The following is a 15003-nucleotide window of genomic DNA, read 5'->3' as shown; positions in this document are numbered from 1 at the left end:
CTACGAGCCGCCCGGAGCCGGAAGTTCTGCGCACACCGGTTTCGGCAACCGGCCCGGATGCGTCAGACTGGTGTCCCGTGAGTGACTCCCCCATGAATCCCGCCCCGCCGGCCCGTGCCCGGGTGATCCTGCTCTCCGGGCCCTCCGGATCGGGGAAGTCCTCGCTCGCCGAGCGCAGCGGTCTGCCGGTGCTCCAGCTCGACGACTTCTACAAGGACGGGGACGACCCGACCCTGCCCCGGCTGCCGGACGGCGCCGTGGACTGGGACTCCCCGCTCGCCTGGCACAGCGACCAGGCCGTCGCCGCGATCCGCGCGCTGTACGAGCACGGTCGCGCGGACGTGCCGGTGTACTCGATCCCGGACAACGGCCGGATCGACACCCGCACCCTGGACCTGGGCGGCGCGGCCGCGTTCATCGCGGAGGGCATCTTCGCCGCCGAGATCGTCGCGCGGTGCGCCGCCGAGGGCCTGCTCGGCGACGCCCTGTGCCTGCGCAACGGCGCGCTCACCACGGCCTGGCGCCGACTGCGCCGGGACGTCCGCGAGGGCCGCAAGTCGCTGCCGGTGCTGCTGCGCCGGGGCTACCGGCTGATGCGGGCCGAGCGCTCCATCGTCGGGCGGCAGGTCTCGCTGGGCTCGCACCCGTGCGCCGGGCCGGAGGCCGAGCGGCGGGTCCGCGCCGCGACCGGGCGGCGGGAGCTCTCAGCGGTCTGAGCCGCCGGAGGGGCCGCCCGGAGCAGTCCCCGCAGCGGCCCCTGGGGCCACCCCTGACGGCGGCCCCGGGTCCCTGGAACGAAAAGGACGACGGGCCCGGTGCGTCTCCCCCGCACCGGGCCCGTCGCCTTCCCCCGAACGGCTCTCGGCTCCCCACGGGCGCCGCTCCCCCGAGCCGGCGTCCCCGAACCGCAACCGTCCGCTACCCGTCCCCCGACGGGAGTCCTCTGTGAGTCCTACGCGACCAGCTCGCCGAACGCCCGGACGGTGTCGCCCGACTTGTTCAGGTGCTCGTCGTCGCGCAGCCGGCGCAGGGCGCGCCAGATGCTGCTCTTGACCGTGCCGACGCTGATCCCCAGCACGTCGGCGATCTCCGGGTCGGTCTTGCCCTCGTAGTACCGCAGCACCAGCATGGTCCGCTGGTTCTCCGGCAGCTTCGCCAGCGCCTGCCAGAGCACGGTGCGCAGCTCGGTGCCGCCCATCGCGTCGGTGTCGCCAGCCGTCTCCGGCAGCTCCTCGGTCGGGTACTCGTTGACCTTGCGGCGCCGCCAGGCGGAGATGTGCAGGTTGGTCATGGTGCGGCGGAGGTACCCGCCGACCGCGGCCTTGTCGGTGATCCGGCCCCAGGCCCGGTAGGTGCTGAAGAGCGCGCTCTGCAGCAGGTCCTCGGCCTCGTAGCGGTCACCGGTGAGGTGGTACGCCGTGGCGTACAGGGAGGCGCGGCGCTCGCGCACGTACGCGGTGAACTCCGTGATGTGGTCCTCCGCGACGGCCGGGTGCTCCCCCTGCGCGTCTCCCTGTCCCGCCTCGGTGGTGCGGGCCGGTGCGGGGTTCAGCCGCAGCAGCGTCGCACCGGCGGCCTCGCGGCCGGTCGGCTCCCCCGAACCGATCGTCCGCAGGCCGTTGTTCCCCCCGGTTCCCCTGGTCCCCCCGGTACCCCCCAGGGCGTCCTTGCCCTCGACGCGGACGGGGAGGATCCCCCGCAGCGTGAGGGTGTTGGCGGAGTCGACCGCACTCCCCAGTCGGCCGACTCCGTACAGCTCCCCCGTCCTGCCGCCGCCGCTCACCCGGCGTGCGACAGGGTTTCCACCGGTGCTGTGCGCGCACCCCCGTACGGTCACGGCACCGGAGTTCTCGTCGGTCCTGATCTCGTACCGGGTCCGATGGGTGGTCGCTGAGGAACGCGCGGTGCGGAGAGCCGGGTTGGTCCGGGTCTGAAGCGTGGCGTTCATCGTGCGCCCCCTTTGTCGGTACGAGCGGTTCCTGTTGCCGCCCTCCAGCCGGCCCTTGCGGCCCGCTGTCCTGCGGCGACATGGAAAATCCTGCCCGGCGGTTGTGATGGCGCTGTCCGTCGACTGTCACAGGGGTGTCACAGGGGTGGGCCTTTCGTCCCGGTCCGCCTCCCTCCGTACCGGACGCCGGTAGCCGCTCTTCCGGTTCCCGTACGGTCGGTGACCGGTGCTGGGGGTGATTCGACGCTCCCGGTGGGCCAAAATGGGGCCGTGCCTTTCCTCCTACTGATCGAGGACGACGACGCCATCCGGACCGGCCTCGAACTCGCCCTCACCCGCCAGGGCCACCGCGTGGCCACCGCCGCCTCCGGCGAGGACGGTCTGAAGCTCTTCAAGGAGCAGCGGCCCGACCTGATCGTGCTGGACGTGATGCTGCCCGGGATCGACGGCTTCGAGGTGTGCCGTCGGATCCGCCGCACCGACCAGTTGCCGATCATCCTGCTCACCGCGCGTTCGGACGACATCGACGTGGTCGTGGGCCTGGAGTCCGGCGCGGACGACTACGTGGTGAAGCCGGTGCAGCCGCGCGTCCTGGATGCCCGGATCCGGGCGGTGCTGCGGCGCGGGGAGCGGGAGAGCTCGGACTCCTCCGCGTACGGCAGCGTGGTGATCGACCGGGCCGCGATGACCGTCACCAAGGACGGCCAGGACCTCCAGCTCACCCCGACCGAGCTGCGGCTGCTGCTGGAGCTCAGCCGCCGCCCCGGCCAGGCGCTCTCCCGCCAGCAGCTGCTGCGGCTGGTCTGGGAGCACGACTACCTCGGCGACTCGCGCCTGGTGGACGCCTGTGTGCAGCGGCTGCGGGCGAAGGTCGAGGACGTGCCGTCCGCGCCGACGCTGATCCGCACCGTGCGCGGCGTCGGCTACCGACTGGACCCGCCGACGGTCTGACCGCTCATCCCAGGAATTCTGAACTCCCGTACGACGACAGGCTCTCGTGACTGACCATCAGCAGACTGCCCGACGGTTCTCCGCGGGCCGGTGGCGGAAGCTGCGCTCCCTGCGGGTGCGGCTGATCGCGGTGTTCGCGGCGGTCGCGCTGCTCGCCGCCGTCTCGGCCTCCGGCATCGCGTACTGGTTGAACCGCGACGCGGTGCTCAAGCGCGCCCAGGACACCGCGCTGAACGACTTCCGGGTCTCGCTCAGCCGAAACGTCTCCGACCTGCCACTGAACGCCAGCTGCCCGGAGCTCGCCACGCTGGCCTCCAACGTGGCGAGTTCCGGTCTGAGTTACGACGTGGTGGTGGTCGACCCGGCGCACCCGGAGTGCCCGGCCTCCTCGGACCCGCAGCACTACACGCTGGCCGACGTGCCGGCGGCGCTGCAGTCCACCGTCGCCAAGCCGCGCGAGGTCAGCGAGAGCAACCCGTACCCGTACCACCTGTACTGGCAGCGGCAGAACCTGGAGGGCCACCCGTTCGTGATCGGCGGCACCAAGGTGGTGCCGAACGGCCCGACGGCCTACGTGTTCAAGTCGCTGGAGAACGAGCGGGCCGATCTCAACACGCTGGGCTGGTCGCTGGCCATCGCGACACTGCTCGCACTGATCGGCTCGGCGCTGCTCGCCCAGGCCGCCTCGGCGACCGTGCTGCGGCCGGTCAAGCGGCTCGGTGAGGCGGCCCGACGGCTCGGCCAGGGACACCTGGACACCCGGCTGGAGGTCGAGGGCTCGGACGAACTCGCTGACCTGGCGCGGACGTTCAACCGGGCCGCGGAGTCGCTGCACGAGCAGGTCGAGGAGCTGAGCGCGCGCGAGGCGCAGAGCCGGCGGTTCGTCGCCGACATGTCGCACGAACTGCGCACCCCGCTGACCGCGATGACCGCGGTGACGGACATCCTGGAGGACGAGGCCGAGTCCCTGGACCCGATGATCGAGCCGGCCGTACGGCTCGTGGTGAGCGAGACCCGCCGGCTGTCCGACCTGGTGGAGAACCTGATGGAGGTGACCCGCTTCGACGCCGGCACCGCCAAGCTGGTCGCCGACGAGGTGGACATCGCCGACCTGATCATGTCCTGCATCGACGGCCGGGCCTGGTACGACGCGGTCGAACTGGACGCCCCGCGCGGCATCCTGGCCGTGGTCGACCCGCGCCGACTGGACGTGGTCTTCGCCAACCTGATCGGCAACGCGCTCAAGCACGGCGGCTCGCCGGTGCGGGTCAAGGTCCGGCAGACCGACGACTCGGTCGTGATCGAGGTCTCCGACAGCGGCCCCGGCATCCCGGAGGACGTGCTGCCGCACGTCTTCGACCGCTTCTACAAGGCCGACCGCGGGCGGGCCCGCTCCGAGGGCAGCGGCCTGGGGCTGTCCATCGCGATGGCCAACGCCCAGATCCACGGGGGGACGATCACCGCGGCGAACGGGGAGGTCGGCGCGGTGTTCACCCTGACGCTGCCGCTGACCCCGCCGCCTCCGCCGTCCGCCGGCGAGGCCGAGGACGGCCCCGTCGGCGACGCCGCCGAGCACAAGGACGCCACGTGACCTCCCCCACCCGCACCACCGTGCGCCGCACCGCCGGCGTGCTGCTCCTGCTCGTGCTGGCCTCCGGCTGCGGCATCCGGCCGACCGCCGTCCCGGTCGACGCCGGCGCGCCCGCCAGCCGGACCGCCTGCCCGGCCACCCCGCACATACCGACCGCCCTGGCCACGCCGTCCGGCCCGGTGTCCGCCGCGACCCCGGCCCGCGGCACGGCCGCCAAGGCGAGCGCGAGTCCGAGCCCCTCGCCCACCCCGGTGACGCCGGGCTCGCCGCCGCCGGACAACGTGTTCAGCGCGGTGCCGACGGCCTCCCCGTGCAAGTGAGGAGGCCGCGCGAAGGGGCGTGTCCGGGAATGTTCACGCCCGGCGTGGAACCGCTGCGCCACCGGGGCACGTCCTTCCCCCCGTGCAGCGAGATGGCACCAGGACACGCTACGAGCGTTCCGGCGCGCGGACCGAGACGAGGCCGGCGGCGGTCGTCCACCGTCCCCTCCGGCTGGCCGGGCTGGCGGGCCTGGCCCTCCACCTGACGCTGGCGCTCTGGCTGGTGCTCAGACCCCTGCCGGTGGCCTGGGTGTACGACGCCAACCTGACGCCGCTCGCCTCGCTCCGCTCCTCCACCACCTGGCAGGTGGTCGGCGAGTTCCTGCTGCTCGCCCCGCTCGGCGTCCTGCTCCCGCTGGCCGGCGGCCGGATCCGCGCCCCCTGGCTGCCGTCCTTCCTGCGCACCACCGGCGTCTCCGCCCTGCTGGCGACCGGCCTGGAGTTCCTCTCCTCCTGGACGCCCGGGCACGTCCTCAACGTGGACCACATACTGTTCGCCGTGATCGGCGTGGTGATCGCCCACCTCGCCCTCGTCCCCGGCCTGCGCCACCTGCTGCGGGAGCGCCGGCCCGAGCCGCGGGCACCGCGGGTCGCCGTCCTGGCCGGCCCGCCGGTGACCGCCGCCGTCGCCCCGACGGTGGCGGTCGCGCCCGTGGTCCGTCCGCGGGCCTACGCGGAGCCGACGCCGCCGGCGGGCTGAGGTTCCGCCCTCATCACCCGGCCGCCGACCTCGATCAGCCCGCCCGGGCGCGGCCCGGTCAGCAGCTGCGAGCCCCGGCCCTGGGTGATGGTCAGCGCCCGCCCGAGCCGGGCGGTCAGCAGCAGGGCGGCCGCGCCGGTCGCCTCGTCCTCGTCGATCCCGTCGCCCCGACCGGGGAAGGCCCGCGCCCGGACCGTACCGGCCGCCTCGTCCTGCCAGGCCCAGGCGTAGATCCACTCCCCGGGTGGCGGCACCCGGAGCCCGTCCACCTCGGCCGCCGAGCCGTACTGCCGCAGGGTGCGTCCCGGGGCCCACTCCGGCCGGGCCTCGATCCGGGTCAGCCCGCCGTCGCGCCGGACGGCCACCACCCCGGCGGGGGTGACCAGTCGGTCCACGCCGAGCAGCCAGGCCGTGCCGACGCAGGGGTGACCGGCGAAGGGCAGCCGCAGCGTCGGGGTGTAGATGTCGATCTCCCCGCGCTCCGGGTCGTCGACGAACACCGTCTCGCTGAAGCCGAGTTCGCGGGCGAGGGCCTGCCGCTCCGCCCGTTCCGGCACGGCGGAGCCGTCGCGCACCACCCCGAGTTCGTTGCCGTACCGCCCGTCGGGCCCGCAAAAGACCCGCAGCACCTCATAGTCAGTCATTTGCCACCTCGTCAATTGCCGTTCCGGCGCAGCGCAACGACACCGTGATGAAAAGACGACGACGGATGTCGGTCGCCTCCAGTACTGTGCGCTCTCGTCCCCGAACGGTTCTCGCCGTTTTTCTTCCTCTCACAGGAAACCCCCCTTGAACAATCTCGACTTCAGCGCCGAGCCGCTGTTCTCCTGGTACGTCGTCCTGCTGGCGCTCAGCGGCGCCATCATGCTGGTCCTCGGCGCCATCGGCGGCGGAACGAAGGCCGGCCTGCGGATCCTCAACGTGCTCTTCGGCCTCGGGTTCCTGGGCTACGCCTACTACCTCGCGTTCGTCTTCAAGGGCACCGAGTACATCCTCTTCTTCAAGGCGTTCATCCTGCCGGTCGCGATGATCGTGGCCTCGGTGAAGGCGATCGTCGAGCGCAACAACGCGAAGAACCGGCCGACGGCCCCGCCCGTCGGGGCGTACGGCCCCAACGCGCCGTACAACCCCAACGCGCAGCAGGCTCCGTTCAACCCGAACGCCCCGTACCAGCCGGGCCAGCCCGTCCCGCCGCAGGGTGCCGCGCCTGCCGCGCCGTACCAGCCGGGTGTCCCGTCGCAGCCGGTGGCGGACAACCCGTACGCCCAGCCGCAGCCGCCGCAGCAGCCGGCCGGCTGATCCCGCCGCACGAAGGCCGAAGGCCCGTCCGTCCCCGCTTCGCAGCGGGTGACGGGCGGGCCTTCGGACGTATCAGGTCACTTCCTCGCGCCCTGCGCGGCGTTGCGGCGGCGCGCGACGACCAGGGTTCCGATGCCGAGGGCGATCGCCATCGCGCCGGTGATCGCCATCGGGGCGGAGGAGGAGTCGTCGCCGGTGGAGGCCAGCCGAGTGCTGGTCGCGGCGGCCGGGGCGGAGCCTGCCGTCGGGTTCGGTGCGGCGGTGGTGACCAGGGCGGCCGGGGCAGCGGACGGGTCGGTGGTGGCGGCCGGGGTGGCCGGCGCCGCGTCCGCGTCGGTGGCCGGGGAGGCCGGGGCCGGGGTGCCGGTGGAGCCCGCGGCGGCCTCGATCCGGAAGGCGGCCTTCGGGCTGGTGGCGGCCCGCTCGGGCCGGCCCGGGCCGCCCAGGCTCCAGCCGTTGGCGAACACCGACTCGGCCGCCGCCGGTGCGGCCGTGGTCCAGGCGAGGCGCAGGTTGACCGTACGGGTCTCGCCGTTCGGCAGCGCGATGACGTCGGCGTCGTTCGAGCCGGTGAGCAGCCGCACGCCCAGCTGGCTGCCGGGGAGGTCGTGCCATTCCGGCGTGCCGGCGATCCAGTCGCCCGCCTGGGTCTGGAATTCGATCCTCACCATGTCCGCGCGGAGCAGGCCCTCACCCTGGAACACGATCGTCGGGACGATCCGAAGGTCCTTGCCGGTGTGGTTGCCGTAGACCACCTTGAACGGCCTCGCCTCGCCGCCCGCGATGAAGGAGGCGGGCACGCCCTCGACCTTCACGTCCGGGAGCCCGACCGGGGCCGGGGTGGTCGGGGTGCTGCTGACGACGGTGAAATTCGGGGCGCCACCGGAGGCCTGGGTGAAGCGCTGCTCCGGAGGCAGGGTCGGGTCCGAGACCGTCGCGGTGAGACCCGCGGAGGTCCAGCCGGGGGCGGCGTCGGCGGTGAAGGTCAGCCGCAGCCGGTAGGTGGCCTCGGCGCCGGCCGCCAGGTGCAGCTGGGTGGCGACCTCGTCCAGCTGCCAGAATCCGCCGGTGTCGACGTTGCTCGCCTTGCCGTCCTGCCACTGGGTGCTGCCGGGACGCTGGTACTCCAGCTTGAGCTGGCTCGGCTTGAGGCCGCTGCCGGCGGCCGCGACGCTGAACCCGGTCGTCACGTCCAGCTGGTGGTCCGCGGTGTTCTTGAGGGTCGAGGTGAACTCGACCGCGCTGCCCGCCGTCACCGTGGTCGGGAAGCCACTGGTGGTGATCACGACGGGCGAGGCCCAACCGTGCGGTGCCTGGGTGGGAACGCTGGTGGCCGGGGTGGTGGGCTCGGCCGTCGGGGTCGCGACGGCGGCGGGGGTGGTGGGCTCGGTCGTCGGGGTCGCGACGGCGGCCGGAGCCGAGGTCAGGGCGAGACCGGAGACCAGGGCGGCGGTGGCGGCTGCGGCGAGGAATCCGCGGGACTGACTGCGCAATGGAACCTCACGGAGGAATCGGGTGGAAACCCGAGAGAGTGCGAAATCGCAGGCGTGAGGGGCCGCTTGAGGCCGTGAAGGCGCCGCCGAATCGCCCCCCACCATCGGCTACCGCGGAATCATATCTCTCTGTCCGTACAGCTTTGCGAACGGGTTTTTCCACACCCGCGCGACCTTTGCCTCAGGGGTGTCCCTGAGGCGGACCCCGACTCCGGCCTACGCCTCCCCGGTGACCCGTCGGGGTGAAGAATCGCCTGGTGGGCGGAGGTTTCCGGCCCGGCGGCGGCGGAGCATGGAAGTACGCCCGCCGGACCGGCCGGACCGGGTCGCCACCGCCGAGGAGCCGACATGAGTGCCCGTCTCGCCCGCCCCCGTCACAACCGCGTCATCGCCGGCGTCTGCGCCGGGATCGCCGAGCGCTTCGGCCTGGCCCCGTGGACCGTCCGACTGATCTTCCTGCTCTCCTGCCTGCTCCCCGGCCCGCAGTTCCTGATCTACCTCGCCCTGTGGGTGCTGCTCCCCCAGGAGCCGTGATGCCGTACGGGCGGGCACGACGACGGGCCGCCCGCTCCCGGGGTCTCCGGGGGCGGGCGGCCCGTCGTCGTGCGGGCTGGGCGGATCAGCCCAGCGGCAGGCCCGGCAGGGTGTTGGCCAGCCCACCGACGGGGGTCTTGTCCAGGCCGGGGATGCCCGGAAGGGCCCCGCGCTGCTGGGTGATGCCGGCGACCGGGGCGGCCTCCGCGGCGGGCGCGGCCTGGCCGGCGGTCGGAGCCAGGGTGCCGAGCGTGCCGGCGACCTTGTCGCCGCCGGGCAGCTTGGCGGCGGTGTCGGCGAGCGCGCCGGTCACCGCGGGGTTCGTCACCGCGCCGGTGGGCAGCCCGAGGCCGCCGGTCGCCTGCCCGGCGGCCGCGGAGGCCGTGCCGGCGCCGACCGCCGCGATCGCGATGCCGAGCGCCGCGGTACCGGCGGCCTTGAGAGCCTGCTTCATGGTTCGTTCCCCTTGGATCCTCGTCGGTGGCCGACATCGCGCACGAAACCGGCGGACGGGCGACCGCCGCCACGGCCTGTCAGCGGTGACTGGCACACCGTAGTGAGAGGCTCGCGCGAGAACCAAAGGGCGTTCACTCACCCGAGTGAGTAGTCGGATGAACGCCAACTTCCCTACGGGGAAGTCGCGTTCATCCGACACAGAGCGGGGCGCCGGCTCAGCTGTTGGCGACGCCCGCGCTGAACAGCCACTCCGCCTTGAGCTCGGCGTAGCCCGGCTTGATCACGTCGTTGATCATCGCCAGCCGCTCGTCGAAGGGCAGGAACGCGGACTTCATCGCGTTCACCGTGAACCACTCCATGTCGCCCAGCGTGTAGCCGAAGGCGTCCACCAGGTGGCCGAACTCCTGGCTCATGCTGGTGCCGCTCATCAGCCGGTTGTCGGTGTTCACGGTGACCCGGAACTTCAGCCGGCTGAGCAGCCCGATCGGGTGCTCGGCGTACGAGGCGGCCGCCGCCGTCTGGAGGTTGGAGGTGGGGCACATCTCCAGCGGGATGCGCTTGTCGCGCACGTACGCGGCAAGCCGGCCGAGCTCGACGCTGCCGTCCTCGTTCACCGTGATGTCGTCGACGATCCGCACGCCGTGGCCGAGCCGGTCGGCACCGCAGCACTGCAGGGCCTCCCAGATCGACGGCAGGCCGAAGGCCTCGCCCGCGTGGATGGTGAAGTGGTTGTTCTCGCCCTTGAGGTAGTCGAAGGCGGCCTGGTGGCGGGTGGGGGGGTAGCCGGCCTCGGCGCCCGCGATGTCGAAGCCGACGACGCCCCGGTCCCGGTGGCGGTTGGCCAGCTCGGCGATCTCCTGCGAGCGGGCGGCGTGCCGCATCGCGGTGATCAGGGTGCCGATGCGGATCCGGTTGCCTGCCGCGCGGGCGTTGGCCTCGCCGAGGCGGAAGCCCTCCTGGACGGCCTCGACGACCTCGTCCAGGCTCAGGCCACCCTCCAGGTGCTGCTCGGGGGCGTAGCGGACCTCGGCGTACACGACGCCGTCGGCGGCCAGGTCCTCGGCGCAGTCGGCGGCGACCTTGATCAGGGCGTCACGGGTCTGCATGACGGCGCAGGTGTGCGCGAACGTCTCCAGGTAGCGGACCAGCGAGCCGGAGTCGGCGGCCTCGCGGAACCACTCGCCGAGTTCCTTGACGTCGGTGGTCGGGAGGCCTTCGTAGCCGGTCGCGGCGGCCAGCTCGACGACGGTCTCCGGACGCAGCCCGCCGTCCAGGTGGTCGTGCAGCAGGACCTTCGGCGCGCGGCGGATCTGGTCGGGGGTGGGGATGCGCGGGCCGGTGCCCGCGGTGGTGACGGGGATCTGCTTCTCCATTGCGGAAATATAGCCCCTACGCGCGTAGACCTACCACCGGGGACAGTACCGAATGGTCCAAACTCCACCCGGAATTCCTCCGACCGGTCCATACGATCCGCCAAATCAGTCGTGGTGCAGCAGCCGCCCCCGCCGGGACAGCACGAAGTCCCGGAACGCCGCCACCGGCGGGGTCAGCGGTCGCCCCGCCGCCCAGGCCAGGCCGATCGCCCGCCGGGTCCGCGGCGCGGTCACCTCCAGTTCCACCACCCCGGGCCGCGGCACCAGCGCCGGCGGCAGCAGCGCCACCCCCAGCCCGGCCGCCACCAGCCCGCGCAGCGTCTCGGTCTCCTCGCCCTCGAAGGCCAGCCGGGGCACGAACCCGGCCTGTGCGCAGAAGCCGTCCGTGATCATGCGCAGCCCGTACCCCTGCTCCAGCCCGACGAACGGCTCCTCGGCCACCTCCGCCAGCCGGATCCGCCGCCGGCCGGCCAGCCGGTGGTCGGCCGGGACCGCCAGGTGCAGCCGCTGCTCGTCCAGCGGCCGGGCGGTGAAGGCCGGGTCGTCCGGCAGCGGCGCGACCAGGCACAGGTCCAACTCCCCGGCTCGCAACCGCTCCAGCATCGCCATGCCGTAGTCCTGCACCAGCTGGAAGCGCACCTGCGGGTGCGCCGCCCGGAAGCCGCGCAGCAGCGCCGGGACGGCGTCCGGCCCCATCGTGTGCAGGAAGCCGAAGGCCACCCGCCCCGCCGCCGGATCCGCCTCCGCCCGGGCCGCCTCCGCACCGCGCTCCACTTCCGCCAGCGCCCGCTCCACCGAGGCCAGCAGCAGCCGGCCCGCCCTGGTCAGCCGGACCGTCCGGCCCTGACGGGCCAGCAGGTCCACCCCCAGCTCCTCCTCCAGCCGGGCCACCGCGCGCGACAGCGTCGGCTGCGGCACCCCGAGCAGCGCCGCCGCCTGCGTCACGTGCTCCAGCCGGGCCACCGCGGCGAACTGCGCCAGCCGGGGCGCCAGCAGGACGGCCGGCTCGTCCGGCCCCAACTCTGCTGCCCGGTACCGCTGCTCCGTACCGTCCGACACATCCGGCACCGCCATCGCGCCACCACCTCGACTCATACGCCAGTGCATCAATCATCCGCCCTTCATGCATTGGACGCATCAACCGCGCCGGGCCTACGGTCGACGACATGCAGCCCTCCGATACCAGGGCATCCGCGACCGCTCCGGATGCCCGCGCCGCCGCCCCCACCGCCCCCGCCCCGGACGACCGCCACCGCCCCGGCCAGCGCGACTTCCGCCGCGCCAACCTCGCCCTGTTCGCCGCCGGGATCGCGACCTTCGTCCTGCTCTACTCCACCCAGGGCCTGCTGCCGATCCTCTCGGCCGACCTCGACCTCACCCCCGGTCAGGCCAGCTGGACGGCCTCCGCCGCCACCCTCGGCCTCGCCCTCGGGCTGCTCCCGGCCAGCGCGCTGTCCGACAAGTACGGCCGCACCGCGGTGATGACGGCCTCCACCCTCGCCGCCACCGCCCTCGCCGTCGCCCTGCCCTTCGCGCCCGACCTCACCACCCTCGTCGCGCTGCGCGTCCTGCAGGGCGCCGCCCTCGCCGGACTGCCCGCCACCGCGATGGCCTACCTCGCCGAGGAGGTCCACCCCAGCGCGCTGGCCTCCGCGATGGGCCTGTACGTGGCCGGCAACAGCATCGGCGGCATGGGCGGCCGACTGCTCTCCGGCTGGACCGCCGCCGCCTTCGGCTGGCGCTGGGGCATGGCCGCCTCCGCCGCCCTCGCGCTGCTGGCCGCGCTCGCCTTCCGGCTGCTGATCCCCGCCGCCCGGCACTTCACCCCGACCCCGGTGGACGCCCGCGCGCTCGCCCGGACGGTCGGGCGGCACCTGCGCAACCCGCTGCTGGTGCGGCTGTACGCGCTCGGCACGCTGTTCATGGCCGTGTTCGGCGCGGTCTACAACACCGTCGGCTACCGGCTGATCTCCGCACCGTTCCACCTGCCGGAGTCGGTCGCCGCCTCGATCTTCGTGGTCTACCTGGTCGGCACCGGCACCTCCGCCGCGGCCGGCCGCCTCTCCCGCCGCCTCGGCCGCCGCGGCGCCCTCTACGTCTCCATCGGCGTCACCGCCGCCGGCCTGCTGCTCTCCCTCGCCGACTCGCTGCTCTGCGCGCTGCTCGGCCTGGTGCTGATCACCGCCGGCTTCTTCGCCGGCCACGCCACGGCTTCCTCCGCCGTCGGCCGCACCGCCACCGAGGGCCGTGCCCAGGCCTCCGCCCTCTACCTGATCGCCTACTACCTCGGCAACAGCCTCGGCGGCACCCTCGGCGCCGACGCCTACCACGCCACCGGCTGGCCCGGCGCCGCCACCGTCGGCCTCACCGCCATGACCCTCGCCGCCGCCGTCACCCTCTACGCCACCCGCCGGGCGCATACCACGAGGCGAGCGGTCGCGGACGCTTGACAGTGGACGCCGATACACTCCGGGTATGAGCATCGATCCTGCTGCGTACACCAGGCTGCTTGAAATCGCGGATCAGCTGCCGAAGGTGCCGGGGATAGGGAAGATTGAGATCGCCGACGGTCAGATTGTCATGATGATGTCGCCGGTGAAACGCCACGAGCTCGCCGTGCTGCGCATCGCCCGACAGCTCAACGCCCAGCTGCCGTCCACTCACCCGGGTCACATCGCTTACCACGGTGCGGACTTGCAGGACGCCGGACTCGGTCAGCTGCGCAACCCGGATCTGATGGTCTTCCCCGAGGCGACCTTGGAGGGCGAGCAGCGAGCGGTTCTCCCGCACGAGGTAGTGCTCGTGGTGGAGATCGTGTCCGCCTCCAATCCCGAGAACGACTACCACAACAAGGTCCGCGACTACTCGGCCATGGGTATCCCGTTCTACCTGATCGTCGATCCCCGCACCGGCACCGGCATCGTGCATTCCGAGCTGGGCTACGAGTCCCGCGAGAAGTTCGTCTTCGGCGACAAGATCGCCGTCGGCCCCTGGACCCTCGACACCAGCGGGCTGCTCACGTACGCCTGACCCGGCGTACGTGAGCAGCCCTCACATCACTCAGGCGATGCGGTCGAGCACGATCGGGTTCGGGGTGAACGCCGTGCCGGCCGGGGCGACCTCGATGCCGCCCGCCAGCGCCTCGATGGCGTAGTCGTAGCGCTCCGGGGTGTCGGTGTGGAGGGTCAGCAGGGGCTGGCCGGCCACGACGGTGTCGCCGGGCTTGGCGTGCATCTCGACGCCGGCGCCGGCCTGGACCGGGTCCTCCTTGCGGGCGCGACCGGCGCCCAGGCGCCAGGCGCAGACGCCGACGGCGTAGGCGTCCAGCGTGGTGAGGACGCCGGAGGCGGGGGCGGGGATGACGTGCTGCTCGCGGGCGACCGGGAGCGGGGCGTCGACGTCGCCGCCCTGGGCGGCGATCATGCGGCGCCAGTGGTCCATCGCGGAGCCGTCGCGCAGGGCGTCGGCCGGGTCCTTGCCGTGCACGCCGGCCGCGGCGAGCATCTCGCGGGCGAGCGCGAGGGTGAGCTCGACGACGTCGGCCGGGCCGCCGCCCGCCAGGACCTCGACGGACTCACGGACCTCCAGCGCGTTGCCCGCGGTGAGGCCGAGCGGGGTGGACATGTCGGTGAGCAGGGCGACGGTGTTGACCCCGGCGGTGGTGCCCAGGCCGACCATGGTGCGGGCGAGTTCGCGGGCGTCGTCCAGGTTCTTCATGAAGGCGCCGGAGCCGACCTTGACGTCCAGGACCAGCGCGCCGGTGCCCTCGGCGATCTTCTTGGACATGATCGAGGAGGCGATCAGCGGGATGGCCTCGACGGTGCCGGTGACGTCGCGCAGCGCGTACAGCTTCTTGTCGGCGGGCGCGAGGCCGTCGCCGGCCGCGCAGATGACCGCGCCCGCGTCGCGCAGCACGTCCATCATCTCGTCGTTGGAGAGCAGGGCTCGCCAGCCGGGGATGGACTCCAGCTTGTCCAGGGTGCCGCCGGTGTGGCCGAGGCCGCGGCCGGACAGCTGCGGGACGGCCGCGCCGCAGGCGGCGACCAGCGGGGCGAGCGGGAGGGTGATCTTGTCGCCGACGCCGCCGGTGGAGTGCTTGTCGCTGGTGGGCAGCGGCAGCGAGGAGAAGTCCATCCGGACGCCGGAGCGGATCATGGCGTCGGTCCAGCGGCTGATCTCGCGCGGCTGCATGCCGTTCAGCAGGATCGCCATGGCCAGCGCGGACATCTGCTCGTCGGCGACCTCGCCGCGGGTGTAGGCGTCGATGACCCAGTCGATCTGAGCGTCGCTCAGCTCTCCGCGGTCGCGCTTGGTCCTGATGACGGAGATGGCGTCCAT

At 73.1% G+C, this 15003-nt stretch carries 16 protein-coding genes; 9 read left to right on the top strand and 7 right to left on the bottom strand.

Going from position 1 to position 15003, the window contains the following annotated elements:
- The first annotated feature begins 77 nt into the window (after positions 1 to 77).
- Positions 78 to 716, top strand: coding sequence for an ATP-binding protein (locus ACGF12_RS05125; RefSeq protein WP_393025650.1), 639 nt, complete (start codon positions 78 to 80; stop codon positions 714 to 716).
- A gap of 236 nt (positions 717 to 952) precedes the next feature.
- Here the strand turns inward: ACGF12_RS05125 and ACGF12_RS05120 are convergent, their stop codons facing one another.
- Positions 953 to 1615, bottom strand: a complete 663-nt coding sequence (locus ACGF12_RS05120) for a SigE family RNA polymerase sigma factor (RefSeq protein WP_393025754.1) — start codon at positions 1613 to 1615, stop codon at positions 953 to 955.
- Between the two features lie 603 nt (positions 1616 to 2218).
- Here ACGF12_RS05120 and ACGF12_RS05115 point away from each other — a divergent pair.
- The 4 genes from ACGF12_RS05115 (at position 2219) to ACGF12_RS05100 (ending at position 5510) form a co-directional block, all read left to right on the top strand.
- Entirely contained in the window at positions 2219 to 2899 is a 681-nt protein-coding gene (locus ACGF12_RS05115; RefSeq protein ID WP_355669748.1) for a response regulator transcription factor, read from the top strand.
- 46 nt (positions 2900 to 2945) lie between these two features.
- On the top strand, positions 2946 to 4490 hold the full coding sequence (locus ACGF12_RS05110; RefSeq protein ID WP_393025647.1) for an ATP-binding protein: 1545 nt from the start codon (positions 2946 to 2948) through the stop codon (positions 4488 to 4490).
- Positions 4487 to 4810 carry a hypothetical protein gene (locus tag ACGF12_RS05105; RefSeq protein ID WP_393025644.1) on the top strand — a complete coding sequence of 108 codons (324 nt, stop codon included), beginning with the start codon at positions 4487 to 4489 and terminating at the stop codon, positions 4808 to 4810. The genes ACGF12_RS05110 and ACGF12_RS05105 overlap by 4 nt, the downstream gene beginning before the upstream one ends.
- An 82-nt stretch (positions 4811 to 4892) precedes the next feature.
- Entirely contained in the window at positions 4893 to 5510 is a 618-nt protein-coding gene (locus ACGF12_RS05100; protein ID WP_393025641.1) for a VanZ family protein, read from the top strand.
- Here the strand turns inward: ACGF12_RS05100 and ACGF12_RS05095 are convergent.
- Entirely contained in the window at positions 5480 to 6154 is a 675-nt protein-coding gene (locus ACGF12_RS05095) for a PhzF family phenazine biosynthesis protein (protein ID WP_393025638.1), read from the bottom strand. The genes ACGF12_RS05100 and ACGF12_RS05095 overlap by 31 nt on opposite strands.
- 145 nt (positions 6155 to 6299) lie before the next feature.
- Between ACGF12_RS05095 and ACGF12_RS05090 the strand changes: the two genes are divergently transcribed.
- Entirely contained in the window at positions 6300 to 6809 is a 510-nt protein-coding gene (locus tag ACGF12_RS05090) for a hypothetical protein (RefSeq protein WP_393025635.1), read from the top strand.
- Between the two features lie 77 nt (positions 6810 to 6886).
- Here the strand turns inward: ACGF12_RS05090 and ACGF12_RS05085 are convergent, their stop codons facing one another.
- The gene (locus tag ACGF12_RS05085) at positions 6887 to 8302 is read right to left on the bottom strand and encodes an LPXTG cell wall anchor domain-containing protein (protein WP_393025632.1); all 1416 of its coding nucleotides are present in this window, start codon (positions 8300 to 8302) and stop codon (positions 6887 to 6889) included.
- 348 nt (positions 8303 to 8650) lie between these two features.
- Between ACGF12_RS05085 and ACGF12_RS05080 the strand changes: the two genes are divergently transcribed.
- Entirely contained in the window at positions 8651 to 8836 is a 186-nt protein-coding gene (locus tag ACGF12_RS05080; protein WP_393025629.1) for a PspC domain-containing protein, read from the top strand.
- An 85-nt stretch (positions 8837 to 8921) separates the two neighbouring features.
- On the opposite strand, the gene ACGF12_RS05075 is transcribed toward ACGF12_RS05080, so the two are convergent.
- The 3 genes from ACGF12_RS05075 to ACGF12_RS05065 all read right to left on the bottom strand — a co-directional run bounded on the left by ACGF12_RS05075 (position 8922) and on the right by ACGF12_RS05065 (position 11739).
- Positions 8922 to 9290, bottom strand: coding sequence for an ATP-binding protein (locus tag ACGF12_RS05075; RefSeq protein WP_393025626.1), 369 nt, complete (start codon positions 9288 to 9290; stop codon positions 8922 to 8924).
- Positions 9291 to 9507: 217 nt separating this feature from the next.
- A complete protein-coding gene (locus tag ACGF12_RS05070; protein WP_393025623.1) occupies positions 9508 to 10665 on the bottom strand; it encodes an adenosine deaminase in 1158 nt (385 codons plus the stop codon).
- 105 nt (positions 10666 to 10770) lie between these two features.
- Positions 10771 to 11739, bottom strand: coding sequence for a LysR family transcriptional regulator (locus ACGF12_RS05065; RefSeq protein ID WP_387616829.1), 969 nt, complete (start codon positions 11737 to 11739; stop codon positions 10771 to 10773).
- A gap of 92 nt (positions 11740 to 11831) precedes the next feature.
- On the opposite strand from ACGF12_RS05065, the gene ACGF12_RS05060 reads away from it, so the two are divergent.
- Positions 11832 to 13115, top strand: a complete 1284-nt coding sequence (locus ACGF12_RS05060) for an MFS transporter (protein WP_393025619.1) — start codon at positions 11832 to 11834, stop codon at positions 13113 to 13115.
- 25 nt (positions 13116 to 13140) lie between these two features.
- Positions 13141 to 13695, top strand: a complete 555-nt coding sequence (locus ACGF12_RS05055) for a Uma2 family endonuclease (RefSeq protein WP_393025616.1) — start codon at positions 13141 to 13143, stop codon at positions 13693 to 13695.
- 30 nt (positions 13696 to 13725) lie between these two features.
- On the opposite strand, the gene ACGF12_RS05050 is transcribed toward ACGF12_RS05055, so the two are convergent.
- Positions 13726 to 15003, bottom strand: coding sequence for a thymidine phosphorylase (locus ACGF12_RS05050; RefSeq protein WP_393025613.1), 1278 nt, complete (start codon positions 15001 to 15003; stop codon positions 13726 to 13728).

The organism is Kitasatospora sp. NPDC048296 (assembly GCF_043201815.1).
In the GTDB taxonomy this organism is placed as follows: domain Bacteria; phylum Actinomycetota; class Actinomycetes; order Streptomycetales; family Streptomycetaceae; genus Kitasatospora.
This window is presented reverse-complemented; position numbering and strand designations above follow the sequence as displayed.

What these genes read in the sequence shown, in the direction of transcription:
- ACGF12_RS05055 (WP_393025616.1), top strand. Translation starts at nt 13,141, where the DNA reads ATGAGCATCGATCCTGCTGCGTACACCAGGCTGCTTGAAATCGCGGAT.
- ACGF12_RS05050 (WP_393025613.1), bottom strand. Translation starts at nt 15,003, where the DNA reads ATGGACGCCATCTCCGTCATCAGGACCAAGCGCGACCGCGGAGAGCTG.
- ACGF12_RS05070 (WP_393025623.1), bottom strand. Translation starts at nt 10,665, where the DNA reads ATGGAGAAGCAGATCCCCGTCACCACCGCGGGCACCGGCCCGCGCATC.
- ACGF12_RS05080 (WP_393025629.1), top strand. Translation starts at nt 8,651, where the DNA reads ATGAGTGCCCGTCTCGCCCGCCCCCGTCACAACCGCGTCATCGCCGGC.
- ACGF12_RS05095 (WP_393025638.1), bottom strand. Translation starts at nt 6,154, where the DNA reads ATGACTGACTATGAGGTGCTGCGGGTCTTTTGCGGGCCCGACGGGCGG.
- ACGF12_RS05075 (WP_393025626.1), bottom strand. Translation starts at nt 9,290, where the DNA reads ATGAAGCAGGCTCTCAAGGCCGCCGGTACCGCGGCGCTCGGCATCGCG.
- ACGF12_RS05065 (WP_387616829.1), bottom strand. Translation starts at nt 11,739, where the DNA reads ATGGCGGTGCCGGATGTGTCGGACGGTACGGAGCAGCGGTACCGGGCA.
- ACGF12_RS05060 (WP_393025619.1), top strand. Translation starts at nt 11,832, where the DNA reads ATGCAGCCCTCCGATACCAGGGCATCCGCGACCGCTCCGGATGCCCGC.